At 69.5% G+C, this 26,515-nt stretch carries 26 protein-coding genes, 2 tRNA genes and 1 pseudogene; 16 read left to right on the forward strand and 13 right to left on the reverse strand.

The annotated features are described in order from the left end of the window. Positions 1 to 192 precede the first annotated feature (192 nt). The 3 genes and pseudogenes from G6048_RS20900 to G6048_RS20910 form a co-directional block, all read left to right on the forward strand. A pseudogene (locus tag G6048_RS20900) lies at positions 193 to 1,191 on the forward strand (AIM24 family protein); the annotation flags it as partial. A 13-nt stretch (positions 1,192 to 1,204) separates the two neighbouring features. After that, positions 1,205 to 1,885, forward strand: coding sequence for an AIM24 family protein (locus tag G6048_RS20905; protein WP_165341099.1), 681 nt, complete (start codon positions 1,205 to 1,207; stop codon positions 1,883 to 1,885). A gap of 16 nt (positions 1,886 to 1,901) precedes the next feature. Beyond that, positions 1,902 to 2,657: an AIM24 family protein gene (locus tag G6048_RS20910; protein ID WP_165341100.1), complete on the forward strand. Its 756-nt coding sequence runs from the start codon at positions 1,902 to 1,904 to the stop codon at positions 2,655 to 2,657. Positions 2,658 to 2,713: 56 nt separating this feature from the next. Here the strand turns inward: G6048_RS20910 and G6048_RS20915 are convergent, their stop codons facing one another. Beyond that, on the reverse strand, positions 2,714 to 3,235 hold the full coding sequence (locus tag G6048_RS20915; RefSeq protein ID WP_165341101.1) for an NUDIX hydrolase: 522 nt from the start codon (positions 3,233 to 3,235) through the stop codon (positions 2,714 to 2,716). Beyond that, positions 3,232 to 4,683: a zinc-dependent metalloprotease gene (locus G6048_RS20920; RefSeq protein WP_165341102.1), complete on the reverse strand. Its 1,452-nt coding sequence runs from the start codon at positions 4,681 to 4,683 to the stop codon at positions 3,232 to 3,234. The genes G6048_RS20915 and G6048_RS20920 overlap by 4 nt, the downstream gene beginning before the upstream one ends. Before the next feature lie 192 nt (positions 4,684 to 4,875). Here G6048_RS20920 and G6048_RS20925 point away from each other — a divergent pair, with 192 nt between their 5' ends. The 4 genes from G6048_RS20925 (at position 4,876) to G6048_RS20940 (ending at position 8,059) form a co-directional block, all read left to right on the forward strand. Then, positions 4,876 to 5,988, forward strand: a complete 1,113-nt coding sequence (locus G6048_RS20925) for an SDR family oxidoreductase (RefSeq protein ID WP_165341103.1) — start codon at positions 4,876 to 4,878, stop codon at positions 5,986 to 5,988. A gap of 78 nt (positions 5,989 to 6,066) precedes the next feature. Then, on the forward strand, positions 6,067 to 6,528 hold the full coding sequence (locus tag G6048_RS20930; protein WP_165341104.1) for a molybdenum cofactor biosynthesis protein MoaE: 462 nt from the start codon (positions 6,067 to 6,069) through the stop codon (positions 6,526 to 6,528). A gap of 119 nt (positions 6,529 to 6,647) precedes the next feature. Then, positions 6,648 to 6,857 carry a hypothetical protein gene (locus tag G6048_RS20935; protein ID WP_165341105.1) on the forward strand — a complete coding sequence of 70 codons (210 nt, stop codon included), beginning with the start codon at positions 6,648 to 6,650 and terminating at the stop codon, positions 6,855 to 6,857. A 107-nt stretch (positions 6,858 to 6,964) separates the two neighbouring features. Continuing rightward, on the forward strand, positions 6,965 to 8,059 hold the full coding sequence (locus G6048_RS20940) for a YlbL family protein (RefSeq protein WP_165341106.1): 1,095 nt from the start codon (positions 6,965 to 6,967) through the stop codon (positions 8,057 to 8,059). A gap of 37 nt (positions 8,060 to 8,096) precedes the next feature. Here G6048_RS20940 and G6048_RS20945 read toward each other — a convergent pair whose 3' ends face one another. Beyond that, complete coding sequence (locus tag G6048_RS20945; RefSeq protein ID WP_165341107.1) at positions 8,097 to 8,654, reverse strand: PPA1309 family protein; 558 nt, start codon at positions 8,652 to 8,654, stop codon at positions 8,097 to 8,099. A gap of 135 nt (positions 8,655 to 8,789) precedes the next feature. Between G6048_RS20945 and G6048_RS20950 the strand changes: the two genes are divergently transcribed. The 4 genes from G6048_RS20950 to G6048_RS20965 all read left to right on the forward strand — a co-directional run bounded on the left by G6048_RS20950 (position 8,790) and on the right by G6048_RS20965 (position 14,254). Next, complete coding sequence (locus tag G6048_RS20950) at positions 8,790 to 11,720, forward strand: UPF0182 family membrane protein (protein WP_165341139.1); 2,931 nt, start codon at positions 8,790 to 8,792, stop codon at positions 11,718 to 11,720. Positions 11,721 to 11,785: 65 nt separating this feature from the next. After that, a tRNA-Met gene (locus G6048_RS20955) sits at positions 11,786 to 11,859 on the forward strand. A 229-nt stretch (positions 11,860 to 12,088) separates the two neighbouring features. After that, positions 12,089 to 13,957 (forward strand): tetratricopeptide repeat protein, encoded by a 1,869-nt coding sequence (locus G6048_RS20960; protein ID WP_165341108.1) that lies wholly within the window; start codon positions 12,089 to 12,091, stop codon positions 13,955 to 13,957. A gap of 223 nt (positions 13,958 to 14,180) precedes the next feature. Continuing rightward, positions 14,181 to 14,254 (forward strand) — tRNA-Met (locus tag G6048_RS20965). Between the two features lie 83 nt (positions 14,255 to 14,337). Here the strand turns inward: G6048_RS20965 and G6048_RS20970 are convergent. From G6048_RS20970 to hisN, 6 genes are all read right to left on the reverse strand, one after another. After that, the gene (locus tag G6048_RS20970) at positions 14,338 to 15,471 is read right to left on the reverse strand and encodes an ABC transporter substrate-binding protein (RefSeq protein ID WP_165341109.1); all 1,134 of its coding nucleotides are present in this window, start codon (positions 15,469 to 15,471) and stop codon (positions 14,338 to 14,340) included. Further along, positions 15,468 to 16,340 carry an ABC transporter permease gene (locus tag G6048_RS20975; RefSeq protein WP_165341110.1) on the reverse strand — a complete coding sequence of 291 codons (873 nt, stop codon included), beginning with the start codon at positions 16,338 to 16,340 and terminating at the stop codon, positions 15,468 to 15,470. The genes G6048_RS20970 and G6048_RS20975 overlap by 4 nt, the downstream gene beginning before the upstream one ends. Further along, complete coding sequence (locus G6048_RS20980) at positions 16,337 to 17,104, reverse strand: ABC transporter ATP-binding protein (RefSeq protein WP_165341111.1); 768 nt, start codon at positions 17,102 to 17,104, stop codon at positions 16,337 to 16,339. The genes G6048_RS20975 and G6048_RS20980 overlap by 4 nt, the downstream gene beginning before the upstream one ends. A 158-nt stretch (positions 17,105 to 17,262) precedes the next feature. After that, entirely contained in the window at positions 17,263 to 17,679 is a 417-nt protein-coding gene (locus G6048_RS20985) for a Fur family transcriptional regulator (RefSeq protein ID WP_165341112.1), read from the reverse strand. Between the two features lie 134 nt (positions 17,680 to 17,813). Continuing rightward, a complete protein-coding gene (locus G6048_RS20990) occupies positions 17,814 to 18,206 on the reverse strand; it encodes a CBS domain-containing protein (RefSeq protein WP_165341113.1) in 393 nt (130 codons plus the stop codon). A 172-nt stretch (positions 18,207 to 18,378) separates the two neighbouring features. Continuing rightward, positions 18,379 to 19,179 (reverse strand): histidinol-phosphatase, encoded by an 801-nt coding sequence (hisN, locus tag G6048_RS20995; protein WP_165341114.1) that lies wholly within the window; start codon positions 19,177 to 19,179, stop codon positions 18,379 to 18,381. Between the two features lie 198 nt (positions 19,180 to 19,377). On the opposite strand from hisN, the gene G6048_RS21000 reads away from it, so the two are divergent. Next, on the forward strand, positions 19,378 to 19,989 hold the full coding sequence (locus tag G6048_RS21000) for a TetR/AcrR family transcriptional regulator (RefSeq protein WP_206341858.1): 612 nt from the start codon (positions 19,378 to 19,380) through the stop codon (positions 19,987 to 19,989). A 7-nt stretch (positions 19,990 to 19,996) separates the two neighbouring features. Here G6048_RS21000 and G6048_RS21005 read toward each other — a convergent pair whose 3' ends face one another. The 4 genes from G6048_RS21005 to G6048_RS21020 form a co-directional block, all read right to left on the reverse strand. Beyond that, the gene (locus tag G6048_RS21005) at positions 19,997 to 20,320 is read right to left on the reverse strand and encodes a DMT family transporter (protein ID WP_165341115.1); all 324 of its coding nucleotides are present in this window, start codon (positions 20,318 to 20,320) and stop codon (positions 19,997 to 19,999) included. Between the two features lie 144 nt (positions 20,321 to 20,464). Beyond that, positions 20,465 to 21,475 (reverse strand): ribosome small subunit-dependent GTPase A, encoded by a 1,011-nt coding sequence (rsgA, locus tag G6048_RS21010; protein WP_165341116.1) that lies wholly within the window; start codon positions 21,473 to 21,475, stop codon positions 20,465 to 20,467. Between the two features lie 16 nt (positions 21,476 to 21,491). Beyond that, positions 21,492 to 22,808, reverse strand: coding sequence for a 3-phosphoshikimate 1-carboxyvinyltransferase (aroA, locus tag G6048_RS21015; RefSeq protein WP_165341117.1), 1,317 nt, complete (start codon positions 22,806 to 22,808; stop codon positions 21,492 to 21,494). 84 nt (positions 22,809 to 22,892) lie between these two features. After that, positions 22,893 to 23,615 carry a M50 family metallopeptidase gene (locus G6048_RS21020; protein ID WP_165341118.1) on the reverse strand — a complete coding sequence of 241 codons (723 nt, stop codon included), beginning with the start codon at positions 23,613 to 23,615 and terminating at the stop codon, positions 22,893 to 22,895. Between the two features lie 51 nt (positions 23,616 to 23,666). On the opposite strand from G6048_RS21020, the gene G6048_RS21025 reads away from it, so the two are divergent. The 4 genes from G6048_RS21025 to rsrA all read left to right on the forward strand — a co-directional run bounded on the left by G6048_RS21025 (position 23,667) and on the right by rsrA (position 26,466). Continuing rightward, positions 23,667 to 24,482 (forward strand): SOS response-associated peptidase, encoded by an 816-nt coding sequence (locus G6048_RS21025; protein ID WP_165341119.1) that lies wholly within the window; start codon positions 23,667 to 23,669, stop codon positions 24,480 to 24,482. Position 24,483: 1 nt separating this feature from the next. Next, positions 24,484 to 25,128 carry an alpha/beta hydrolase family protein gene (locus G6048_RS21030; RefSeq protein ID WP_165341120.1) on the forward strand — a complete coding sequence of 215 codons (645 nt, stop codon included), beginning with the start codon at positions 24,484 to 24,486 and terminating at the stop codon, positions 25,126 to 25,128. A 343-nt stretch (positions 25,129 to 25,471) separates the two neighbouring features. Continuing rightward, complete coding sequence (gene sigR, locus G6048_RS21035; RefSeq protein ID WP_328826539.1) at positions 25,472 to 26,155, forward strand: RNA polymerase sigma factor SigR; 684 nt, start codon at positions 25,472 to 25,474, stop codon at positions 26,153 to 26,155. Further along, complete coding sequence (gene rsrA, locus G6048_RS21040) at positions 26,152 to 26,466, forward strand: mycothiol system anti-sigma-R factor (protein ID WP_165341121.1); 315 nt, start codon at positions 26,152 to 26,154, stop codon at positions 26,464 to 26,466. Before sigR ends, rsrA begins: the two co-directional genes overlap by 4 nt. Positions 26,467 to 26,515 lie beyond the last annotated feature (49 nt).

Here is a 26,515-nt window from a genome sequence, read left to right on the forward strand (position 1 = left end):
GCATCTCCGTCTCGAGCCCGGGATGGCCGTGCAGCAGCAGCGCGCACGGGATCGTGTTCCGTCGCACTTCACTCGCGAGTTCGACAAAGCCGTGCATGCCGGCTGGATTCACGAAGGGGGCCGGACATGACCTGCCGAGACCGGTGTGGGACGACTTCATGTCGGCTCTGCTGCCGCACACGGCGGCGTCGGCACGCCGCGCCGACCATCGCCGCGCCCATGACCCCGCCCGGCGGCGCTCCCGTACCGCCCCCGGCGCCCGCTCCCGCGCCCTACGGGCAGCCGCCGGACCAGCAGCAGCCTCCGTACGGCCAGCCCCCCGCCCCGAGCGCGCCTCTGCCGCCCGGCTACGGACAGCCTCAAGCACCTCAGGCTCCGGCCCCGCCGCCCGGCTATGGCCAGCCGACCCCGCCTCCGGGGTACGGCCAGCAGCCGCCGTTCGGCCAGGTCCCGGGACAGCCCGGTGCGCCGGGTGCTCCGGGCGCGCCTGCCGGGTACGCGGTACCGCAGGGCGCTCCCCAGGGTGGTGCCGGTGTCGCCGCGGCGCTCCAGCCGTACAAGGAGGCGCCCACCGGCCAGCGCTGGACCCAGCAGAACAAGAAGATGGTCCGGGTCGACCTCGGCATGGGCGGCGACCAGCCCGTGCTCGCCCGCCAGGGCAGCATGGTGCTCTACCAGGGCAAGGTCGACTTCAGCTACAAGAGCGCCGGGTTCTCCGGCCGGATCGTGGGCAACGCGACCGGCCAGGAGATGCAGCTGATGCGCTGTTCGGGCAAGGGCCAGGTGTTCCTCGCCGAGAAGTCCGCCATGCTGCACCCCATCGAACTGCAAGGGGACGCCATCTGCGTCTCCGCGGAGAACGTCCTCGCGTTCGACGAGACACTCCAGTACGAGGTCCGCCGCATCGAAGGACACGGCATCCCCGGAGGCGCGCTGTTCACGATGCAGTTCCAGGGGACCGGCACGATCATCGTCAAGACGCAGGGAGCGCCTGTGGTGCTGCCGGTCACGCCGACGACGTTCGCCGACTGCAACGCCGTCGTCGCCTGGTCCGCCGCGTCCCAGGTGATCGTCTCCAGCCAGGTGCGGATGCGCCGCAACGCCTACCCGGGCGACACCGGAGAGAGCGTGAACCTCCAATTCCGCGGCGCGCCCGGCAATTTCATCGTCATCCAGCCGTACGAGGTCTGAGGGAGCCCGTCATATGAACCAGCAGCTCGCGGGCTTCGCCCCGGCACCCGTTGCCGCACGCATGGAGAACCACGGCAACCACATGCTCAAGGTCGCCATGCAGAGCGGGAGCGACCTCCTCGCGCGCGTGGGGTCGATGGTCGCCTACGAAGGTTTCGTCCAGTACGAGCCGAATCCGCCCGCTGTGCGCCAGATCGCACGCGACTGGGCCACGGGCGAGGGCGCGCCCCTCATGAAGTGCTCCGGAGACGGACTGCTCTATCTGGCCGACTACGGAGCGAACGTGGTCGTCATCAACCTCAACGGCGACGGAATCTCCGTCAACGCCACCAACCTGCTCGCTTTCGACGCACACCTCCAATGGGGTGTCGAACGCGTCAAGGGACTGGCGAAATTCGCTGGACAGGGCATGTGGAACACCAAGATCTCCGGGCAGGGCTGGGTCGCGCTGACCTCCCGGGGCAAGCCCATCGTCGTCGACTGCGGCGGCGGTGAGGACGAGACGTACGTCGACCCGGACGCGCTCGTCGCCTGGTCCCCGAACCTCAAGGTGAAGGGCAAGCGCACCTTCAAGGCGGGGTCGCTGATCGGGCGGGGGAGCGGAGAGGCGTTCCAGATGGCCTTCTCCGGACAGGGCATCGTCGTCGTCCAGCCCAGCGAGGACAGCACCGACCGCCTCCGAGTCCGGGGCTGAGGGGGAGCCACACATCATGCAGAGCCCGCTTTTCGCCTACAACGAGCAGCAGTCCCAGGAGCGCTACAGCCTGCAGAACAAGCAGATGCTGCGCGTCGCCCTGGAGGGCCACGACGACGTGCTCGCCCGCAAGGGCACCATGGTCGCCTACCAGGGGCTGGTGGAGTTCGACGCCGAGTTCCAGAGTTCCGGCCAGCGACGCTCCCGCGCACAGACGGGAGAGGGCCTCGACCTGATGCGCTGCCATGGACAGGGCACCGTCTATCTGGCCAACCTCGCCCAGCACATCCATGTGGTGGACGTGGACCAGGACGGCCTCACTGTGGACAGCAGCTACGTCCTTGCCATGGACTCCTCGCTGCACCACGAGGTGATCGCCGTGGACAGCCAGTACGGCATCTCCGGCTCCGGCAAGTACCAGCTCAACATCTCCGGGCGGGGCAAGGCCGCCCTGATGACCTCGGGGATGCCGCTGATGATGCAGGTCACCCCTGACCGGTTCGTGAACTGCGACGCCGACGCGATCGTCGCCTGGTCGACGAGTCTGCGGGTACAGATGCAGGCCCAGACACACTCCTCCGGAGTGTTCCGGCGCCGCGGCAACACCGGTGAGGGCTGGGAGCTCAGTTTCATGGGCCAGGGCTACGTGCTCGTCCAGCCCAGCGAGCTGCTGCCGCCGCAGAACGCGACGATCGGCTCCGGCGTCGCCGCCCAGTACGGGGTGGGCCAGCAGGGAGCCCGGGGGCAGAACCAGGGCAACGTCTGGAGTTGAGTCTCCTAGGAGGCGTGTGTAAGGGGCGGCCGCCATTGCGGCCGCCCCTTACCGGTTCAGAGCCTGGACCGCGTGGCCTCGAGCAGTCGCACCACGGAGTCGTCCGCCACGTCCGCCACCTCGTCGTAAGCGAACCAGCGCAGGTCGAGCGATTCGTCGCTGATCTCCTGGACCGCGGCGACCGGCGCCAGCACCGCGTACTGCACGTCGAAGTGACAGTGGCACGGCGGCGGGATCGGGTGCCGGTCGAGCCGTACCGGCCCGCCCGGGAGCAGCGTCAGACCAGGGATGCCCGACTCCTCCTTGGCCTCACGTCGGGCCGCAGCCTCCAGAGTCGCGTCCTGAGGCTCGCAATGGCCGCCCATCTGCAGCCACATGCGCAGCTTCTTGTGCAGCGTCAGCAGCACACGCCCCTGCTCCGGATCGATGACCAGGGCACTCGCCGTGATGTGCCCGGCCCCGCAGGCCTTCCACATGCCGTCCGGATGAGCCTGAAGATGATCCAGATAGGCCTGGCGCAGCTCTTCCTGGCCCTCGTAGCCCTTCAGTACGAGGACCGCGTCGTCATGGAGGCTCACTCGGCGCCGTCGCCCTTGTCGTCGTCCTTCTTGTCGTCGTGCTCGGCCTCGCCCTTCTTGAGGTCCGGCTTCTGGGCGGAACCGCCCGCGGCCTCCCCGAGCATCTTGTCCAGCTCGGAGAAGTCCAGCTGCTCGCGGTGCACGAAGCCGTCCGGGTCGTCCAGATCGGAGGCGGTCGGCAGCATGTCCGGGTGCGCCCACAGGGCGTCCCGGCCGTCGACACCGCGCGCGTCCGTGAGCGAGGCCCACAGCCGCGAGGCGTCCCGCAGCCGGCGCGGGCGCAGCTCCAGACCGATCAGCGTGGCGAAGGTCTGCTCGGCAGGACCGCCCGACGCACGGCGGCGCCGCAGCGTCTCACGCAGCGCGTCCGCGGACGACAGACGCGGCTTCGCCGCCGCGTGCACGACCGCGTCCACCCAGCCCTCGACGAGCGCCAGCGCCGTCTCCAGACGGGCCAGCGCCACCTTCTGGGCAGGCGTGTCCTCCGGCTGGAACATGCCCTGCTGGAGCGCGTCCTGAAGCTGCTCCGGGTTCGACGGGTCGAGCTGGCCGACCACGTCCTCCAGCTTGGCCGTGTCGACCTTGATCCCGCGCGCGTAACCCTCGACCGCCCCGAACAGGTGCGAACGCAGCCATGGCACATGCGCGAACAGACGCTGGTGGGCGGCCTCGCGCAGGGCGAGGTACAGCCGCACCTCCTCCTTCGGCACGCCGAGGTCCTTGCCGAACGCCTCGATGTTCACCGGAAGCAGCGCGGCCCGGCCGGCCGGGCCGAGCGGCAGGCCGATGTCGGTCGAGCCGAACACCTCGCCCGCGAGCACGCCGACGGCCTGCCCGATCTGCGTACCGAACATGGCGCCGCCCATGGAGCGCATCATCCCGATGAGCGGGCCCGCCATGGCCTGCATCTCCTCGGGAAGCACATCGCCCATGGCCGCGCCGACGCGCTCGGCGACCGGGTCGACGAGCTCCTTCCACACCGGAAGGGTCGCCTCGACCCACTCCGCGCGGCTCCACGCCACCGCGGAGCCGGCGCCGGACGGCAGGGACGTCGCGTTGTCCAGCCACAGGTCGGCCAGGCGCACCGCCTCCTCGACTCCGGAGCGCTCGGCGGGGCCGACACTGGAGTCCTTGCTGCCGTCAGGGGCGCCCTGGGACACCGTCTGACGGGCGATCTGCTTGGCCATGTCCCAGTTCACCGGGCCGCCCTCGTACGAGAGCATCTGGCCCAGCTGCTGGAACGCGGCGCCCAGATCATTGGGGTTCATGGAACCGAACATCGCGGCGAGCGGGTTGTCGGCGCCGGGTCCGCCGGCTCCGGGGAACCCGAAACCGAACGGGTTGGCCGGTCCCTGGCCACCACCGCTCTGCTGGTCCTTCTTCTTGCCCTCGTCGCCGTCGTCCGGCTCCTCCGGCGGAAGGCCGAATCCGAATGGGGTGTCACTCACGGGATTCCTCGGCTGTTAAGGCCGCCGGTTCTCTCCGACGGCACGGCTGCCCGACAACACCACCCAGCGTAGACACCGCGGCCGGTTCGGGCCTCGATGCTTCGCCGACTCCTGGGCTGCGGCAGGATGGATGCCACCTGGTTCGTACGCGTCACGCGCGTCCTTACTGAAGACAACCGCTGGAGACGCCCGGTGAGTTCCCCAGATCCACAGGTTCGCGCAGCGCGAAACCCCTCAACCAGTCCGACCGTACGCGGTCCCGTAGTCGCGGTCACCGGTGCCGCCGACGGTATCGGCGCCCTGCTCACCGAGCGGCTCGCCGCCAGCGACGAGATCAAGCAGGTCATCGCCATCGACGAGCGGCGCGGTGAGTGCGCGGACGCCCAGTGGCACATCCTTGACGTACGCGACCCGGTGATCGCCGAAAAGCTGCGCGGCGCGGACGTCGTGGTCCATCTGGCGCTCGATCTCGACCTGGAGACCGACCCGGCGGCGCGCACCGCGTACAACGTGCGGGGCACCCAGACCGTGCTCACCGCCGCGGCGGCGGCCGGGGTGCACCGGGTGGTGCTGTGCACCTCGGCGATGGTCTACGGAGCGCTGCCCGACAACGAACTGCCCCTCTCCGAAGACGCAGAACTGCGCGCCACCGCGGAGGCCACAGGAGTCGGCGACCTCCTGGAGGTCGAGCGGCTCGCGAAGCGGGCGCCCCGCGCGCATCCCGGGCTCAACGTCACCGTCGTACGGCCCGCCGTGCTCGTCGGAGGCACCGACACCGCCCTCACGCGCTACTTCGAGTCGCCCCGGCTGCTCGTCGTCGCCGGGTCCCGGCCCGCCTGGCAGTTCTGCCACGTCGAGGACCTGTGCAGTGCCCTGGAGTACGCCGTCCTGGAGAAGGTCGACGGGGAGCTGGCCGTGGGCTGCGACGGCTGGCTGGAGCAGGAGGAGGTCGAGGAACTCAGCGGGATCCGCCGGATGGAACTGCCCTCGGCCGTCGCCCTGGGCGCCGCCGCCCGGCTCCACCGGATCGGGCTCACACCCTCGCCGGCCGGAGACCTCGCCTACACGATGTACCCCTGGGTGGTCAGCGGGAGCCGGCTCCATGACGCCGGATGGCGCCCGCAGTGGACCAACGAGGAGGTCCTCGCCGAACTCCTGGAGGAGGTCGCCGGGCGGCACACGGTGGCCGGACGTCGCCTCGGCCGCAAGGACGCCACCGCCGCCGGAGCCGCGGGCGCGACGGTCGCACTGCTCGGTACGGCCGCTGTGGTCCGCCGGGTGCGGAAGGCCCGACGGCGCATCTGACGCACGTACACGTCCCAAGGCCGTATGCCCGGAGGAACTGCGTTCCGCGTTGTCAGTGGCGTGGTGCACGATGGGCGTATGGCAACTATGAGTGATCACCCCGGTGAGCAGGGGGCGCAGGATCCCGTCAAGCTGTTGGCGATCCGGGAAACCGCCCTCTCCGTGGACGAGGTCTTCCGAGCCGTCGGGGACGACGCCTCCGGTGGGACCGCGCTGTTCGTCGGGACCGTCAGGAACCACGACGGGGGAGCGGACGTCGACGCGCTCGGGTACTCCTGCCATCCCAGTGCCGAGGCGGAGATGCGGCGCATAGCCGAGAAGGTGGTCGCCGAGTATCCGGTGCGGGCGCTTGCGGCCGTTCACCGGGTGGGAGACCTCAGGGTCGGGGACCTCGCCGTCGTAGTCGCCGTCTCCTGCCCCCATCGCGGCGAGGCCTTCGAGGCCTGCCGCAAGCTGATCGACGACCTGAAGCACGAAGTGCCCATCTGGAAGCACCAGAAATTCTCGGACGGCACAGAAGAATGGGTGGGCGCTTGCTGACCGTGTGAGCGCGCGCGTTCCGGTTGCGTAACCGCACCCCCGCCATGAGCGTTGAACACGGGCATGGTTAATCTGCTGATCAGTCAGTTGCGGTTGCTTCATGGGGTTGGGAGGTCGGCATGGCGGCGCTCGCCTGGTTGCTGATTCCGCTTTTGGCCGCGATTGGTGCCGGACTGTGGGGCACATGGGTCGGTCGTAACCGCAGGACCATTGGGGACGGCGTCGAGCTCGCGGGCTACATGCGCTTTCGCGAGGCCATGGAGAAGCCGCAGCGGGCGAAGCAGCCCGTGGAGGAGCAGCACATGGAGAACTCGCCCACGGACGCCTGACCACCTGCACCGAGGGCAGCCTGGGGCGTTCGCGCCCCGGCCCCCTTGAGGTCCCGTACGGGCGGCCCCGACGGGGCACTGACAGGGTGGTCCCGTACTGTCGTTCCATGCCACGCCGCACCGCGACGATGCTCGCCTCCACCCTGATGCTGATCGCGCTCCTGTGCGCAGGGGTCTTCATCAATGTGCCGTACTCGGAGATGTCACCCGGTCCGACGGTGAACACGCTCGGCGAGCACGACGGCGAGCCGGTGCTCCAGATCTCCGGCCGCAAGACCTACCCGGCGGACGGCAACCTCAACATGACGACGGTCCGCGTCACGAGCGCCGACTACAAGATGAATCTCGTCGAGGCCGTGTACGGCTGGCTGGCACACGACAACAAGGTGGTCCCGCACGACACCCTCTACCCGGACGGCAAGACCGAGGAGCAGTCGACGCAGGAGAACGCCGAGGAGTTCAGCCAGTCCCAGGAGAGCGCCAAGGTCGCGGCCCTCAAGGAGCGGGACATCCCGGTGAAGTCCTGGACCATCGTCTCCTCCGTGCTCAAGGACAGCCCCGCCGAGGGCAAGCTGCACGCGGGCGATGTGATCAAGGCCGTGGACGGTACGCCGGTCAAGGCGTACGACGAGGTGGCGAAGCTGGTCACCAAGCACAAGCCGGGCGAGAAGGTCGTCTTCACCGTCGTGCCCGCCAAGGAGCAGGCCGCCGCCGAGAAGGAGAAGCGGACGGCGACGAAGACCGAGGACATCACCATCACCACGACGAAGTCGGACGACGAGGGCGAGAAGCGCGCGATCGTCGGCATCGCGGCCGGGACCGATCACACCTTCCCGTTCACCATCGACATCAAGCTGGCCGACGTCGGCGGCCCGAGCGCCGGCCTGATGTTCGCCCTCGGCATCGTCGACAAACTCACCCCGGGCGACCTCACCGGCGGCACGTTCGTGGCCGGCACCGGCACCATCGACGACGACGGCAAGGTCGGCCCCATCGGCGGCATCGAAATGAAGACGGTCGGCGCCCGCGCCCAGGGCGCCGCGTACTTCCTGACGCCCAAGGACAACTGCGCGGCAGCCGCCCGGGACATCCCCGACGGGCTCACCCTCATCAAGGTCGACACCCTTGACGACGCGATGAACGCCCTCGAGGACATCCGCGGCGGCGACACCGACAACCTGCCCCAGTGCACGAAGAGCTGAGCCGGCTCATGAAGTACGACGCCAAGCGCTACGAGTGCTACTCGGCGAACGTCGCCGCCAGCGCCTCCGCCAGCCCCGGCACCAGGTCGGAGCCGGTGAGGACCTCGGTCGCCGTGTCCTTCTCGCGCAGCCTCAGCGCCGACTCGCGCTTCCCGCCGCGCAGCACCCCGACGGTCATCCGGACCTCCTGGCGCTCGGGATGCTCGGCGACCCACTTCGCCAGACGCTTCTCGTCGAGACCGTCCGGAACGGACGCCTCCGCGGACGGTGGCAGCATCAGCCGCTCCACGGACAGCGCACAGCCGGCCACCGCGTCCGGCCATGCGATGGTGCCGAGAAACTCGTCCAGCGGGCTGCCCGCGGGGAGTTCCTCCTGTTCGATGGGGGTAAGAGCGCCGTCGGGTGCGTCATCGGGGAGACCGAGACGCGCCGCGAGACCCGGTTCCTCGGAGCGCAGCTGAGCGGTGTCGACCAGCGCGAAGAGCCGTGCTGGCTGGTCCCAGCCGAGCCCGGAGACGTACTCGTCGATTTCGAGGACGGCACGGGTCAGCGGGCCGGCCGCCATGGGGGTGCCTGTGGAGGCGGTGTTGGACATGGTCACAATCCTGCCTCGTTCGCACCCCGAACCGGGAACCGAGTAAAGCATCAGTAAGTTGCATAGATGTGGCCCTGTGTTCGCAGGGCCCGAAGACCAAGACCGAACTTCGAGGTGCACACCTTGGCTTTCCAGATGCCGGACCGCGGCGGAGGCCCGACGGGGCCACGGATCAGAGTGGGCCGACCGTCCCGGCGCGTCCGGACGCTGCTCATGACACTGGGCGTACTGGCCGTGCTGGCCATGGCGTTCGTCATGTTCGCGGGGTTCTGGACGGACTGGCTCTGGTATCGGTCGGTCAAGTACTCCTCAGTCTTCACGACCACCCTGTGGACCAAGATCGGGCTGTTCTTCGTCTTCGGTCTGCTGATGGCTCTGGCCGTCGGCGTGAACATCTGGCTGGCCCACCGGCTCAGGCCACCGCTGAGCGCCATGTCGATGGAGCAGCAGAGCCTGGACCGCTACCGCATGGGCGTGGCCCCGTACAAGAAGTGGATCCTGCTCGGGATCACCGCCCTCGTCGGGCTGATCGCGGGCGCCTCCGCGTCAGGCCAGTGGCGTACGTGGCTGATGTGGGTGAACGGAGTGCCCTTCAATCAGAAGGACCCCCAGTTCCACCTCGACGTCTCCTTCTACGCCTTCGACCTGCCCTGGTACCGCTTCCTGCTGGGCTTCGGCTTCGCCGCCACGATCCTCGGTGTGATCGCCGCGGCGCTGACCCACTACCTGTACGGCGGCCTCAGGGTCACCAGCCCCGGCGCGCGTGCCACTGCCGCGGCCACCGGTCATCTCTCCGTGCTGCTCGGCCTGTTCGTCGCCCTGAAGGCGGTCGCGTACTGGCTCGACCGGTACGGACTCGCCGTGAAGTCGAGCGACTTCAAGGCCACGGACAACTGGACGGGCCTCAGGTACGTCGACGCCAACGCGTACCTGCCGGCCAAGACCATCCTGTTCTGCATCGCCGTGATCTGCGCGCTCCTGTTCTTCGCCACGCTGTGGCGGCGCACCTGGCAGCTGCCGCTGATCGGCTTCGGTCTTCTGGTTCTCTCTGCGGTGCTGATCGGCGGGCTGTACCCGGCGATCGTGCAGCAGTTCCAGGTCAAGCCGAACGAGCAGGCCAAGGAGACCTCGTACATCGAGAAGAACATCGAGGCCACACGCAAGGCGTACGGCATCGACGGCGTGAAGATCGATGACATCTCGGGCACAGGCACCGGCAGTGACGCCAAGCAGCAGCGTACTCAGGCCGATTCGGTCGCGAGCTACCGGCTGAACGACCCGAACGTGGTCTCGCCGACGTTCCAGCAACTGGAGCAGGAGCGGAAGTACTACCAGTTCCCGAAGACGCTGGACGTGGACCGGTACAACGGCCAGGACACGATCATCGGTCTCCGTGAGCTGAACCTCAGCCGCGTGGACAAGAAGAACTGGATCAACCAGCACTTCATCTACACGCACGGATACGGCGCGATCGCCGCCAAGGGCACACAGATCAAGCCGGGTTCCGAAGGCTCGCCGGACTTCACCGAGCAGGGCATGCCCACCACCGGCACCTTCAACAAGGGCTACGAGCAGCGCATTTACTTCGGTGAGAAGACCACCCAGTACTCGATCGTGGGCGGGCCCCAGAAGGAGCTCGACTACGAGGAGGCGGGCGGCCAGAAGACGTACCAGTACAAGGGCAACGGCGGCATCGACCTGTCGAACCCGCTGAACCGCGCAGCGTACGCTGCGCGGTTCAGCGAGCCTCAGATGCTGTACTCCGGTGCCATCGGTGAGGGTTCGAAGATCCTCTACGACCGCACGCCCAAGGAGCGCGTCGAGGCGGTCGCGCCCTGGCTGACCATCGACGGCGACGCCTACCCGACCGTCATCGGCAAGCGGGTCGTATGGGTGGTCGACGCGTACACCACCACGAACGGCTATCCGTACGCCTCGCGCACGACCCTCGGCGACACCACCACGGACGCACTGACCAACGAGGACAGCCAGCGCGCGGTGGTCGCCCAGCAGAACCAGGTCAACTACATCCGCAACTCCGTGAAGGCGATCGTCGACGCGTACGACGGATCGGTCAACCTCTACACGTGGGACGAGAAGGACCCGGTCCTGAAGACGTGGAAGAAGGCGTTCCCGGACACGGTGAAGGCGAAGGCCGACATCCCGGCCGAGCTGAAGGAGCATCTGCGCTACCCGCAGGACTTGTTCAAGGTGCAGCGTGAGCAACTGGGCATCTACCACGTCACCAACGCCGACCAGTTCTACAACGCGAGTGACGTGTGGCAGGTGCCGAACGACCCGACGAACCGACAGGACAGCGTCGCCGTACCGCCGTACTACCTGTCGCTGAAGATGCCCGGCGACGACCAGCAACGGTTCTCGCTGACCACCACCTTCACCCCGAGCGGACGGCCGAACCTGGCCGCGTACATGGCGGTGGACGCCGATGCGAGCAGCGGCGGGTACGGCACAATGCGGCTGCTCAGAGTCACCGGCGAGTCCGAGGTGGACGGACCGGTCCAATGGCAGAGCAAGTTGAGTTCGATCCCGGCGGTCCAGGAGTTCACACGGAACGCGGAGACGTCGAAGTCGAACATGATCTTCGGCAATCTGCTCGCGGTGCCCATGGACGCAGGATTCCTCTACGTCGAACCGATCTATGTGCAGGGCAGCAGCGCCGAGTATCCGCTGTTGAAGAAGGTCGCGGTGTCGTACGGAGGCACCACCGCCTTCGAGGACACCCTCGCCGAAGCGCTGGACAAGGTCTTCGGGGTGCAGGACACGACGCCGCAGCCGCCACCGGACGAGGGCGAGGACACCACCGAGCCGCCACCGGCGGAGGGTGATCAGACCGTCCAAGAGGCGGTCGCCGACGCCCAGAAGGCATACGAGGCCAGCCAGGAAGCCCTGAAGAAGGGCGACTGGGAGGCGTACGGCCGGGCGCAGCAGGACCTCGAGGAAGCTCTGCAAAGGGCCGCGGAGGCTCGGACCCAGCCCGACAACACCGGTGGTGAGGGCGCGGACAACGGCGGCGGCAACACTGAAGGGAGTGGCGCAAGCGGCTGACCGACAGCCGCCGTTGACTGAGCGAAAGACCCACCCCGCGCCGTGATACGGTTGCAGAACAACGGCGCGGGGTGGAGCAGCTCGGTAGCTCGCTGGGCTCATAACCCAGAGGTCGCAGGTTCAAATCCTGTCCCCGCTACTGAAGACGAAGGGCCCGAATCCTCAAGGGATTCGGGCCCTTCGCCATGTGTGGGTCGTGTGTGTGTTCGCCTATTCGACCAAGACTGCCCCAACAAAGGGCGCTCCATGCGGGGAGACTTGAGAAATCTGTGTTTGACTTGTCTCTCTGTGGGCATGTCGACAAAACGCTGAAGTGACCTCACTGGCTGCGGTATACCAGGTGTACCCAGGTTGCAGGTGGTGCGACGATGGACGTTATGGGGGACAAGGCAACTCTGTTGGAGACAGGGCGTATTGTGCAGCCCTCCGACCGGGACGAGACCGGGGAGGCTGCGGAGGAGGCACGTCATCGGCTCGCCGCCGAAGCCGGCGACGTCGAAGCGATGAGCGTCCTCGGAAGCCTGCTGCTGCGCCGCGGCGATCTCGACGGAGCCGAGCCTCAGCTGCGTGCTGCCACCGCCGCCGGTGACCGCGCCGCCGCCAACAACCTGGGTGTCCTCCTGCACCAGCGCGGATACGCCGACGAGGCCGCCGGCTGGTGGCGGATCGCCGCCGTCGCCGGATCGGCTGCCGCCGCGCACGCACTCGGCCGCCACCACCGTGAGCGCGGGGACGAGCCCGCCGCCGAGTACTGGCTGCGCCAGTCCGCCGAGCAGGGTCACACTCTCGGTGCGTACGCGCTCGCCGACCTCCTCGAGCACCGCGGTGACGGCGCCGCGGAGAAGTGGATGCGGGCCGCCGCCGAGCGGGGTCACCGCGAGGCGGCGTACCGGCTCGCCCGCGCCCTGGACCGGCGGGCTGCCGCCGGCGAACCCGCAGAGCCCGCACACTCCACGGGACAGAGCGGCACCGACAAGGCCAATAAGACCGACAAGGCTGACAAGGCCGACAAGAGTGCCGGGCTGTCCGTGATGGCCGAGGCCGAGCAGTGGTACCGGCAGGCCGCCGCGCGCGGACACCGCAGGGCCGCGCTGCACCTCGGCGTCATCCTGGAGAAGCGCGGGAAGCTGAAGGAGGCCGGACGCTGGTATCTGACGTCCGCCAAGGACGGCGAGGCACGCGCCGCCTGCGCGCTCGGGTTCCTGCTGCGAGACGCGGGCGACACCGACAGCGCCGCCGTGTGGTGGCTGCGCGCCGCCCAGGACGGCGACGGGAACGCCGCCAACGCCCTGGGTGCGCTGCACGCCGAGCGCGGCGAGACGCAGACCGCCGAGCGCTGGTACCGCGCCGCGATGGACGCCGGTGATGTGAACGGCGCGTACAACCTCGCGCTGCTCTGCGCCGAGCAGGGACGGACCGGGCAGGCCGAGCAGTGGTACCGGCGCGCGGCGTACGCGGGACACCGCGAGGCGGCCAACGCGCTGGCGATCCTGCTGCTCCAGGTCGGCGACGCGGCCGGGGCCGAGCCCTGGTTCTCCAAGGCCGCGGAGGCCGGCAGCGTCGACGCCGCGTTCAACCTCGGGATCCTGCACGCGGGCCGGGGCGAGGACGCCGCGGCGCTCAGGTGGTACGAGCGGGCCGCTGCCGCCGGGCACACCGAGGCCGCGCTCCAGGTCGGGATCGCGCGGCTGCGGGACGGCGACGAGCAGGAGGCCGAGCGGCATCTGCGCTGCGCTGCCGGCGGGGGCAGCGCGGAGGCGGCGTACCGGCTGGCCGCCGTGCTCGACGCCCGGCGCCCGCCCGTGTCCGCGCATGAGCTGGGGGAGCCGGCGACCGAGAAGAGCGAGTGCGAGGAGTGGTACGAGCGGGCTGCCTCCCAGGGGCACCGGCGGGCCCAGGTGCGCGTCGGCATGCTGGCGTCCGCACGTGGGGACGTCGTCGAGGCGGCCCGGTGGTATCGGGAGGCGGCCGAGGCCGGGTCTCGGAACGGGGCGTTCAATCTTGGGCTGTTGCTTGCCCGGGAGGGCAGCGAGCCGGAGGCCGCGCTGTGGTGGACCCGGGCCGCTGACGCGGGGCATGGGCGGGCGGCTTTGCGGCTTGCCCTCGTCTACGCGCGTCGGGGAGAGCTTGCGGAGGGGCAGCGGTGGGCGGACCGGGCGGTCGCCCTGGGGCCTGGCGAGGTGTCCGAGCGGGCTGCTCGGCTGCGGGATGCGCTGAAGGAGGAGCTCTCCGCATAGAGCTCCGCAGGAGGAACTGTTCGCCTTGGGTGCGCTGGACATTGGGTTTCGTGGGCGGGTGCGGCTCGGTGGGTGGTCTGTGCCCACCCGTTCCGCCCTGCGGAACGCCTGCCCACAGACGGGCGGAACGCCTGCCCACAGGCCGGCGCGCTGGCCGCCAGTAAGCCGTTCACAAAGCGATTTGCGCTGGTCGGCGGTGTTGACGTAGTGTTCAGTTCATCGCCGCGGGGTGGAGCAGCTCGGTAGCTCGCTGGGCTCATAACCCAGAGGTCGCAGGTTCAAATCCTGTCCCCGCTACTGAAGGCCGGAGGGCCGGAGTCCGAAAGGGTTCCGGCCCTCCGGTGCGTTGGCGACTCGATGCGTCTGCGACCGGGCGCGTCTCACGGCCGGTGGCCCACCGCCTCCCCGTACAGCGCACGGTCGACCAGGCGGGACTCCGGGAGCGGGTCGCCCTCCGAGACGCCCGCCGCGCGGTACGCGGACTGGAGGCGGTTGGTCGTGCCCGCGCGGATCTCCCAGTCCATGCGGAGGGAGGGCGTCGACTCCAGGACCGTACGGTCCGTCCTCATGAGCCTGGCCAGCTCGGCCACGAAGGCCGGGTCTTTCTTGTAGTCGTCGGCGAAGTACGTGTTGATCGTGCGGATGTACGCCCGCAGCAGCGCGACCCCCGCGTCCACGTCGTCCGTCAGCAGATTCGGGCCGAACAGCATGCCGCCCAGGGGCTCGCCGGCCGGCTGGCCGCCGAGGAAGGCGTAACGGCCGTCACCGTCGACCTTGCGCCAGACCGGGTCGAGGAGCCAGGCGGAGTCGACGCCTCCGTTCTGCAGGGCGGTGAGGACGTCGGCCGAGCCGAGCGCCTGGAACTGGACCTTGTCGAGGCCGCCGCCGTGCTTCTTCAGGGCCTGGTTCATCGGATACGCGATGACCGAGCCCTTGCCGATCATCGTGCCGAGCTTGCGGTCGGCCATCGGGACGCGTGACGCGCTCTCGCCGTCCTTCAGCCGCACCCACAGGCCGCTCTTCGACTCCGGGTCGGGCGAGAAGTTCCCGGCGACCCACTTGATGTCGAAGCCGCTGTTGACGCCGTTGATCACGGCGGCCTCGGGAGCGGCCCACTGGGCGTCGACGTCGCCTTTCGCGAGCAGCGGCAGCGCGTCCGGCGTCGGCAGCACCTTCAGCGTGACGTCCAGGCCCTCCTTCTTGAACTCGCCCTTCGCCACGGCCACTTGAAGCGGAGCCACGTACTCCGCGCTGAGCGTGCCCGTCGCGATCGTCAGCTTCCGGCGCTCCTTCAAGGGCTTTGGCGCCGGTGTGCCCTTGGCGCAGCGCGCGGGGGCGCGGTCCGCCGCCAGGTCGGCCGGATCCGTCCAGCTCCCCTCCTCACAGCCGGGCACCGCCTTGATGGTGCGCGGCTCGGACGCCCCCGCACCATCCCCGGAGTCCTGAGCGGCACACCCCGCCGAAACCAGCAGCGCAACCGCAGCCAGCACGGCACCGCATGCGAAACGCCTCATGACTGCCCCCGTCCCCGGTCGCGCGGCGCCCACGGAGTGAGCAACCGCCCCAGAATCCGCACCAGTTCGGAAAACACGACGCCGAGTACGGCGACGCAGACGATCCCGACGAACATCACGTCGTTCTGGAAGAGCGCCCGCGAGTCGAAGATCAGATGGCCCAGGCCGTTCGCCGCGGCGATCTGCTCCGAGGCGACGATGACCAGCACCGCCACCCCCGCCGCGATCCGGGCGCCCACCAGGACCGCGGGCAGCGAGGCAGGCAGCAGCACATGCCGGAACATCTGCCAGGACGAAGCCCCGAAGACCTGTCCCGCGTCGCGATACCCGGCCGGTATCGACATCACGGCCGACATCGTGGAGATCCACACGAAGAAGAAGACGGTGGCCGCCACCAGCGCCACCTGCGGGCCCTCGCCGAGCCCGAACATGTTCAGGAAGATCGGCAGCAGGGCCAGCTTCGGTACGACGTACAGCGCGTCCAGAAGCGGCTCAAGTGCCGCGCGTACGAGGGAGAGCGAGCCCATCAGCAGGCCCAGCGCATAGCCCGAGGCTGTGCCGATCGCGTACCCGGCGAGTACGCGCTTGAGGGTGGCCCACACATCCGGCCACAGGTCACCGGCCGCCGCGCGGTCCCAGCCGTCGGCCAGGATCGTGGTGGGTGCCGGGTAGACGCGGTCGTCGATCCAGGCCTGGGCGGCGGCCAGTTGCCACAGCAGGACCAGCAGCAGGGGCACGGCGAGGGCGAGGGAGAGTTCCAGGGTGCGGCGCCTGCGATGGGTGCGTACGGGGTGCAGCTCCTGCGGGCCCGGGCGGCGGACCAGTACGGCTGCCGCATCGGTGCGTTCCTTGCGTACGGCCGTGTTCATGCGGGCACCGCCTCCGGGCGCAGCAGCTGCCACAACTCGCTCTTCAGGGCGGTGAATTCGGGAGCCGAGCGGACCTCGCCGGAGCGTGGGCGCGGGAACGGCGGGCGGCGTTCGGCGATGAACCGGCCCGGGCGTGCGGACATCACCAGGACGCGGTCGCCGAGGACGATCGCCTCCTCCAGGCTGTGCGTGATGAAGAGGGTGGTCGTGCGGGTGGTCTGGGTGAGCTCCAGGAGCTCGTCCTGGAGGATCATGCGCAGTTGGGCGTCGAGCGCGGCGAACGGCTCGTCCATCAGCAGGATTTCGGGCTCCACCGCCAGCGCGCGGGCGATCGCCACGCGCTGGCGCATGCCGCCGGAGAGCGTGGCGGGATACGCGGAGGCGAAGTCCGCGAGGCCCAGGCGCGCGAGCCAGTCACGGGCCCGGGCGTTCGCCTCTCGGCGCGGGACGCGCTGGATGTCCAGGCCGAAGCGGACGTTCGCGAGGACGGTCTTCCAGTCGTAGATGCCGTAGTCCTGGAAGATCATGGCGGCTGGGCGGGGGCTGGTGGTGCGGATCGCCAACTCGCCCGTGCTGGGGCGCAACAGGCCTGAGGCGATCCGCAGGAGCGTGGACTTTCCGCAGCCGGACGGGCCGACGATGCAGACGAACTCGCCGGGAGCGACGGTCAGGTCCAGCGGGCCCAGGGCGTCCACGGCCGAAGGGCCCCGGCCGAAGGTCCGGCTCAGATCAGTGGCTTGGAGTTTCGGGTGCGGCTCTCCCACGGTGTCTCCTCGCGGAGTGCGGTACGGACTGGTGGGCGCCGTCGACGATATGACGACCCGTCAGATTCGGGAAGTCCGCGCGCAGCAGAAAGCCCCGGCTCCCATGGGGTGCCGGGGCTTCGAGGAGTCGTCCGTGAGGATCGAGTCGTCCGTATGGATCAGGCCGCCGCGCAGTTCGGGCACACGCCCCGGTACGTCACCTCGACCGCCGAGACCGAGAAGCCGAAGCGCTCGGAGTCGGGGAGGTCGGCGAGGGGGTTGCCGCTCGGGTGGACGTCCCGGATCGCGCCGCACTGGGCGCAGACCAGGTGGTGGTGCGGACGGTGCGCGTTCGGGTCGTACCGCTTGGCGCGCTTGTCCGTGGCGACTTCCATCACCTCGCCGAGCGAGACCAGTTCACCCAGCGTGTTGTAGACAGTCGCGCGGGAGATCTCGGGCAGCTTGGCGACTGCGCGCATATGGACCTCGTCGGCCGTCAGGTGGACATGGTCGCCGTCGAGGACCTCGGCCACGACGCGCCGCTGTGCGGTCATGCGCCAGCCACGTCCGCGCAGTCGTTCCAACAGGTCACTCATAAAGCGCAGTCTAACAGCCGGTGAAGCTAATCCCGAACGGGTGTGATTTTGGAGCACCACTCGACTTGGACATTATCCAGAGTGGCGGAGCGGGCGGGCCGGATCCCTGGCGGGGCTCCGGCCCGCTTTACCGCTCAGGCCGGTGCGTGCTGCCGTAGCGGGGCCCAGCAGCGGATGATGTCGCGGACCGAGACGATGCCGATGGGCTCGTCGTGGTCGAGGACGATCAGATGCCGGAAGCCGCCGTGCGCCATGGCGTGCGCCGCCTCCTCCAGCGTCCAGGACGGCGCGGCGAACACGACGTCGGTGGTGGTGTGGGCGTGTGCCCGCTCGGCGTCCGGGCTCTGGCCCAGGCCGACGGAGTTGAGGATGTCGCGCTCGGTGAGGATGCCGAGGCCGGTGCCGTCGGGGTCGAGGACCACGGCTGCGCCGACGCGTCGTGCGGACATCAACGCGGCGGCCTGCCGGAGGGTGTGATCGGGTCCGATGGTGAGGACCACCGTGCTCATGGCGTCACGGACGAGCATGGACGGAGCCACCTCCTACGAATCCGTTCGTTAACGGATTCACAAGTTCACAAGTGGGGGGACTCTCAGAGTCGCAGTTAAAAGGGGAGTCAACAAGAGGGCGTGTACGAGCGCTTTTGGGGGCGCTGTCCTCCAGTGAGCGCCGGTGGCCTCGTCTGGTCCCGGATTGGGCTCAGTACCGGTGGTTCAAGTAGCCCAGCAACTCGTCGTGCAGGAGGCCGTTCGACGCGGCGGCGTTCCCGCTGTGCGGGCCCGGGCGGCCGTCGAGGCCGGTGAAGCTGCCGCCCGCCTCGGTCACGATGATCGCGTTCGCCGCCATGTCCCACAGCGACAGCTCGGGCTCCGCGCAGATGTCGACCGAGCCCTCGGCGACCATCATGTACGGCCAGAAGTCGCCGTACGCGCGCGTGCGCCACACTTCGCGGGTCAGGTCCAGGAAGCCGTCCAGCAGGCTCCGCTCCTCCCAGCCGCCCAGCGAGGAGTACGCGAAGGAGGCGTCCGACATGCGCGAGACCCGCGAGACGTGCAGCCGGGTCGCCGAGGACAGGCTGCGCCCGCTGAACGCGCCGTGCCCCTTCGCGGCCCACCAGCGGCGGCCCAGCGCGGGCGCGGAGACGACGCCGACAACGGGCTGGTAGCCGCCCTCGCTCGCCTCCATCAGGGAGATAAGGGTGGCCCAGACCGGCACCCCGCGTACGTAGTTCTTGGTGCCGTCGATCGGGTCGATCACCCAGCGGCGGGGGCCCGTGCCCTCGACGCCGTACTCCTCGCCGAGGACCGCGTCCCGCGGGCGGGCCCGCTGCAGGTGGCCGCGGATCAGCTCCTCGGCGGACTTGTCGGCCTCGCTCACCGGCGTCAGGTCCGGCTTGGTGTCGACCTTGAGGTCGAGCGCCTTGAAGCGGTCCATGGTCGCGGCGTCGGCGGCGTCCGCCAGGACGTGGGCGAGGCGCAGGTCATCGCGATAGTCGGGCATGCCCGCACCGTATCTGCCCCGTTCGGCCCGGGGCCATACCGTCCGGGTGGTCGCTACAGGACCTCCCCGCCGAAGTCGTGATCACCTCGTCCGCGCATGACGTCGACGTACGCCCCTTGATGCCGTCGCGAACCCTTGACAGTGCCCCCATCCGCGTCAACTCTGAGCGGCAGAGCCGATCGCCCCAGGGAGGCGCTGATGCCTGCAGCCCGGGATTCCCTCCTCGACGCCGCCTATACGTCGCTCGCGCGCCGTCCGTGGTCCGCGGTGCGGATGGTCGATGTGGCCGCCGTGGCGGGGGTCTCCCGGCAGACCCTCTACAACGAGTTCGGCAGCAAGGAAGGGCTCGCCCGGGCCCTCGTACGACGGGAAGCCGACGCCTATCTCGCCGGCGTGGAGCGCGCCCTTGTGAGCCATGGCGAGCCGCGCGAGCGGCTGGCGGCGATCGCGGAGTGGACCGCTTCGGCGGCTCGCGGGAACCCCCTGGTGCGGGCCGTGCTCACCGGGTGCTGGAGTGAGCGGCTGCCGTCGCCGACGTTGTCCGCCGTGCCGTCCTCCTCCGCGGTGCCGGCGCAGCGGCGGGCCGACGGGCCGCTGCCGTCGCCGGGGGACTTCGTGCAGGTGGTACGGGACCGGGCGGTTGCCTCGATCACCGCGGTGGGGGCGACGAAGTCGGAGACGGTGGAGCTTGCGCGGGCCTGTGAGCTGGTGGTTCGGCTGGGGTTGTCTTGTGTGCTGGCTCCCGCGGGGGAGGGGGGTACGGCAGGGCTGGTGCGGGATGCGTTGGCGACTGTGCGGGTGGTGAGTTGAGTGGCCCTCAGTGCGACGAGCCCGACAGCTGCAGCCCGATCACTCCCACAATCACCAGCGTGATCGAGACGATCTTCAAGGTGGAGACCAGGTCCCCCAGGAAGACCATGCCGTAGATCGCGGTGCCCGCCGCGCCGATGCCCGTCCAGACCGCGTACGCGGGGCCGACGTCGAGTTTTCTCAGGGAGAGGGTGAGGAGGCCGAAGCTGCCCAGGGCGAAGATGGCGAAGGCGACCGTCGGCCAGAGCCTCGTGAAGCCGTGTGAGAGTTTCAGGCAGACGGCGAAGCCCGTCTCCAAGAGACCGGCGACGACAACCAGCAGCCACGCCATGTGATGCCCTCCCACGCTCCGTGACCGCTTCGTCTGGCTTAAGGTCCCGCTTGGTGCGATTATGCCTTTACCGTCGTGGCGGCGATGCAAACAAAACTGAGGTCACCGGCGATCAGTCTTGCCATCAGTCGCCGTCTGTCGCCATCAGTCGCCCTCGCGCCGCTCACGCGTGGCGAGCAGCCGACGCAGCGAGTAGAGCCGGGCCGGGTCCGCGTGGCCCTCGGCCACCCACTCGTCCAGCGCGCAGTCCGGCTCGTCGTGGCTGCACGCGCGCGGGCAGCCCTCGGTTCCCGGCTCCAGGTCGGGGAACGCGTGGATGACCCGGGAGGGGTCCACGTGGTGCAGCCCGAAGGACCGTACGCCCGGAGTGTCGACCAGCCACCCCTCGTCATCCGGCAACGGCAGCGCGAGCGCCGACGTCGTCGTGTGGCGCCCGCGGCCCGTCACCGCGTTGACCACGCCCGTGGAACGCCGCCGCTCCTTGGCCACGAGCGCGTTGACCAGTGTCGTCTTGCCGACGCCCGAGTGCCCGACAAACGCCGTGATCTTGCCGTCCAACTGCTTGCGCACCCGGTCCACCGCCTCCCCGCTCTCCAGTTCCGCACGCCTGGTCACGACATACGGAACCCCCAACGCCCCGTACAGCTCAAGGAGTTCGTCCGGCGGGGCGAGGTCCGACTTGGTGAGCACGAGGAGCGGGTCGAGTCCGCCGGCGTACGCGGCGACCAGGCAGCGGTCGATCAGGCGTGGGCGCGGCTCCGGGTCGGCGAGGGCGGTGACGATCGCCAGCTGGTCGGCGTTGGCGACGACGACGCGCTCGTACGGATCGTCGTCGTCGGCGGTGCGCCGCAGGACCGAGGTGCGCGGCTCGATGCGGACGATGCGGGCCAGGGTGTCCTTCTTGCCGGTGAGGTCGCCGACGATGGCCACCTGGTCGCCGACGACCGCGGCCTTGCGGCCCAGTTCGCGGGCCTTCATGGCGTACACCACGCGGTCCTCGACGAGGCATGTCAGCCGGCCCCGGTCGACGGTGAGGACCATGCCCTCGGCGGCGTCCTCGTGCTTGGGCCGGATGTTCGTACGCGGCCTGCTGCCCTTGCGGCCGGGGCGGGTGCGGATGTCGTCTTCGTCGGTGTGCTTGCCGTAGCGGCGCATGGTCCGTGTCCGCCCGTCAGTTCCCGAGCATTCCGGTCCACAGGTCGGGGAAGTCCGGCAGGGTCTTCGCCGTCGTCGCCACGTTCTCGATCTGTACGTCCGGCACGGCGAGACCGATGATCGCACCCGCGGTGGCCATGCGGTGGTCGTCGTACGTGTGGAAGACCCCGCCGTGCAGCGGACGCGGGCGGATGTGCAGTCCGTCGGCGCTCTCGGTGACGTCGCCGCCCAGCTCGTTGATCTCCTTGGTGAGCGCGGCGAGGCGGTCCGTCTCGTGCAGGCGCAGATGGGCCACGCCGCGGAGGGTGGAGGGCGAGTCGGCGAGGGCCGCCACCGCCGCGATGCCGGGGGTCAGTTCGCCGACCTCGCCGAGGTCCACCTCGATGCCGTGGATCGTGCCGGAGCCGGTGAACTCCAGGCCCCGGTCGGTCAGTTCGCAGGAACCGCCCATATCGGTGAAGATCTCGCGCAGCCTGTCGCCGGGCTGGGTGGTGTGCGCGGGCCAGTCGGGGACGACGACCCGGCCGCCGGTGACCAGGGCCGCCGCCAGGAACGGCTGGGCGTTCGACAGGTCGGGCTCGACCGTCAGATCGCGGCCGAGCAGCGCGCCGGCGGTGACTCGCCAGACGTTCGGCTCACCGCCCGACTCCGGGGTGTCCACCTGGGCGCCGACCGACCGCAGCATGTCGACGGTCATCCGGATGTGCGGCATGGAGGGCAGTGTCGAGCCGGTGTGCCGTACCTCGACGCCCTGGTTGAAGCGCGGCCCGGACAGCAGCAGCGCGCTCACGAACTGGCTGGACGAGGACGCGTCGATCTCCACAGGGCCGCCCTCCAGGGCCCCGCCGCCGTGCACGGTCAGCGGCAGCGTGCCGCGGCCGTCGTCGTCGATACGGGCGCCGAGAGTGCGCAGGGCGTCGATCACGCCGTTCAGGGGACGCTCGTACGAACGTGGGTCGCCGTCGAAGCGGATGGGGCCGTCGGCGAGCGTGGCGACCGGCGGCAGGAAGCGCATCACCGTGCCGGCGTTGCCGACGTCGACGGTGGCCGGGCCCTGTAGGCCCGAGGGGATGACACGCCAGGCCTCGCCGGAGCCGTCCGGGCCCACGCCCTCCTCGATGCCGACGCCCATGGCGCGCAGGGCGTCGGCCATCAGCACGGTGTCGCGGGAGCGCAGGGGGCGGCGCAGCCAGCCGGGCTCGGCCGCGAGGGCGGCCAGCACCAGGGCCCGGTTGGTGACCGACTTGGACCCGGGCACGTGGACCGTCGCGTCGACGGCTCCGCTCGCGTGCGGGGCGGGCCAGAGGGCGGTGTTCGCGGGGTTCGGGGCCATAGGCCCCACTCTAGTAGTCGGCCGTGCTTCGAGTGCGGGAGCGTTGTGGCTGGTCGCGCCCCATGGAGGAGGGCGCGTCGTGCTTCAGACCTGCAGAAGCCACCTGCCCCCGCCTATCAGCGAGCACAGGCTCACCGCGTGGAACAGGAACAGCCACATTCCGGCCGGGACATGGGTCAGCCGGGACAGCTGGTCCGCGTCCGAGTCGCCCGCGCCGCCTCGGCTTCGCTTCGCCTGCAGCTCGAAGGCCGGGCGTACGCCGCCAAGCAGCAGGAACCAGACCACGGCGTACGCGAACGCCGCCTGCACCTGAGGGCCCGTCAACCAGGACACCACCACGAACGTGCCGCCGGTGAGGAGCACCGTGAGGGCGCCGTACGCGTTGCGGATCATCACCAGCATCGCCACGAGCAGCAGCGTTGCCAGCCACAGGAGCGCGGTGATGTGGCCCGCGGCGAGGAATGCGGCGCCGCCGAGGCCCAGCAACGGGGGAGCGGTGTAGCCGGCCGCCGCGGTGAGGATCATGCCGAGACCGGTCGGCTTGCCGCGACTGACCGTGAGGCCGCTGGTGTCGGAGTGCAGCCGTATGCCGCTGAGGCTGCGGCCGGTGAGCAGCGCGATCAGACCGTGGCCGCCCTCGTGGGCGATGGTGATGGCGTTGCGCGAGAGCCGCCACAGGCCGTGCGGGACGATCACGGCGAGAGCGGCGGCCATGGTGGCGACGACCACCCAGATGTCGGGGTCGGGCTGGCTGCCGAAAACCTCGTCCCAGAGGGTGGCCAGCGAGGTGGCTGCGGTGGCTTCCATTGTGTGCGGGAGTCTCCTCGTGGTCGCGCCAAGTCTGGCAGTGTGGCACGTATGTGCGGACGTTATGCGTCGAGTCGTAGGCCTGAGGATCTCGCAGGAATCTTTGAAGTCGAGAAGTGGGAGCCGGAGGAACAGTTCGAAGCCGACTACAACGTGGCCCCCACCAAGGACGTCTACGCGGTACTCGACCGTCCTCTTAAGGACGTCGAAGACCCCAAGCCGGTTCGCCAGTTGCGCCGGCTCAAGTGGGGGCTGGTGCCGTCCTGGTCGAAGACGCCCGAGGGCGGCGCCCGGATGATCAACGCCCGCGCGGAGACCGTGCACGAGAAGCCCTCGTACCGGCGGGCCTTCTCCTCCCGGCGCTGCATCATCCCCGCGGACGGCTATTACGAGTGGGTGACCGGCAAGGCCGAGCGCGACCTGGAGGCCGAGGGCAAGAAGAAACGGCCGCGCAAGCAGCCGTACTTCGTGCTGCCCGCCGACGGTTCCGTCTTCGCGATGGCCGGGCTGTACGAGTTCTGGCGGGACAAGACGCTGCCCGACGACCATCCGCAGTCCTGGTGGGTGACCTGCTCCGTCATCACGACCGAGGCGGAGAAGTCGCCCCTCGCGGTGGCCCCGGCCGACGGCCCGCACGTTCTGGCCGACATCCATCCCCGTATGCCCCTGATGCTCACGCCCGACCGCTGGGACTCCTGGCTCGATCCGTCCCGTACGGACGTCGAGGACCTGCGCTCCCTGCTCGAGCCGCCCCCGCCGGGGCTGATGCGCGCCTACCCCGTCTCCACGGCGGTCAGCAACGTGCGCAACAACGGCCCCGAGCTGCTCAAAGAGCTGGAGGGGCCCGAAGAGGGCACACTCTTCTGATGTGACGCAGAGCAACGAACTCGTAGAGCTTGTGGAGACGGACGCGGGTACGGCCCGCGTCACCTGGCACAGGGCGAAGCAGGCGCGGCTGGTGCTCGCAGCGAGCCACGGAGCCGGCGGCGGCATCGAGGCGCGGGACCTGCGCGCCCTCGCCGCCGAGCTCCCCGCGCACGGTGTGACCGTCGCCCTCGTCGAGCAGCCCTGGCGGGTGGCGGGCAAGAAGCTGGCGCCCGCGCCGAAGACGCTCGACGTGGGCTGGCGCGGGATCTGGCCGACGCTCGCCGGACCCGGTCTGCCGGTCGTGGCGGGCGGTCGCAGCGCGGGCGCCCGCGTGGCCTGTCGTACGGCCAAGGAACTGGGCGCCGCCGCAGTGCTCGCCCTCAGCTTCCCGCTGCACCCGCCGGGCAAGCCGGAGAAGTCGCGCGCCGACGAGCTGCTCGGGGCCGGTGTGCCCACGCTCGTCGTCCAGGGCGGCAACGACCCGTTCGGAAAGCCGGAGGAGTTCCCGGAAGGCCCGTACGACCTCGTGGAGGTGCCGTACGGCGATCACGGTTTCGCCGTGCCCAAGCGGGCGGACATCGGCCAGGAGCAGGCGCTGGGGATCCTCACCGAGGGCGTCGTGAAGTGGCTTTCGTCACTCGCATAGGCCCGTGTCATGGGGCGGGAATGATGCGGTAGCGGCCTCTGTTGAGAGCGGCAGACGTACTCACACCGAGTACTTGCCGTCCGTAGGAGAGGAAGTCCGCCGCATGGGTTCGACCATCTGCCCGCCCGTCTCCCACCACCACCCCGTGGACGAGCTGCGCCCGGCAGAGTCTGATTCGAACCGCAGCAGTGCAACTGACCTGGACTGGTCCGTCCTGCATGCGGCAAAGACCGGCCCGGTACGGGCGGCGGGCGGAGCGAATCGGCGCGCCACCCCGACCGCAGGTCGTCTATCCTCCGATTCGAGTGGGACCGGTTTCGGTCCGACGACATCGTTTGAGGAGGTGGGTCCGGTCACTGGGACCGACGCAGGGACCGGCTACGGCCAGGCGGAGCAGCCAGAGGGCCGGGGCAGCGGTACGGAGTCGACCGCCGAGCGCAACGCGCGCTTCGAGCGGGACGCCATGGAATTCCTCGACCAGATGTACTCGGCCGCGCTGCGTATGACGCGTAACCCGGCCGACGCCGAGGACCTGGTGCAGGAGACGTACGCGAAGGCGTACGCGTCCTTCCACCAGTTCCGCGAGGGCACCAACCTGAAGGCCTGGCTGTACCGGATCCTCACGAACACCTTCATCAACTCGTACCGCAAGAAGCAGCGCGAACCCCAGCGCAGTGCGGCCGAGGAGATCGAGGACTGGCAGCTGGCACGCGCCGAGTCGCACATGTCGACCGGTCTGCGCTCCGCCGAGTCGCAGGCGCTCGACCACCTGCCCGACTCGGACGTGAAGGAAGCGCTCCAGGCGATCCCCGAGGAGTTCCGCATCGCCGTCTATCTGGCGGACGTTGAGGGCTTTGCGTACAAGGAGATCGCCGACATCATGGGGACACCTATCGGTACGGTGATGTCCCGGCTGCACCGGGGCCGCCGCCAACTGCGCGGCATGCTCGAGGACTACGCGCGTGAGCGCGGACTGGTCCCGGCCGGCGTCGGAGAGTCGAACGAAGCGAAAGGCTCGGGCTCATGAGCTGCGGAGACCCGCACGAGACGGACTGCAGTGAGGTACTCGATCATCTCTACGAGTTCCTCGACAGTGAGATTCCGCCCGCCGATCGCGACAAGTACAAGCAGCACTTCGAGGAGTGCTCGCCGTGCCTGGAGAAGTACGGGCTCGAAGAGGCCGTGAAGAAGCTGGTCAAGCGTTGCTGCGGCCATGATGACGTGCCGACCGATCTGCGGTCGAAGGTCTTGGGCCGGATCGACATGATCCGCTGCGGCGAGACCGTGCCCGACCACGATGTGACGGCGGCGCCCCGGGTGACGCCGCAGGAGTCCTGATCTCCTGGCGTGATGCATGACGCACATGCGTGACGTGCATACGCGTACA

Origin of the sequence: Streptomyces ureilyticus, assembly GCF_011045025.1 — a bacterium.
Lineage (GTDB): Bacteria > Actinomycetota > Actinomycetes > Streptomycetales > Streptomycetaceae > Streptomyces > Streptomyces ureilyticus.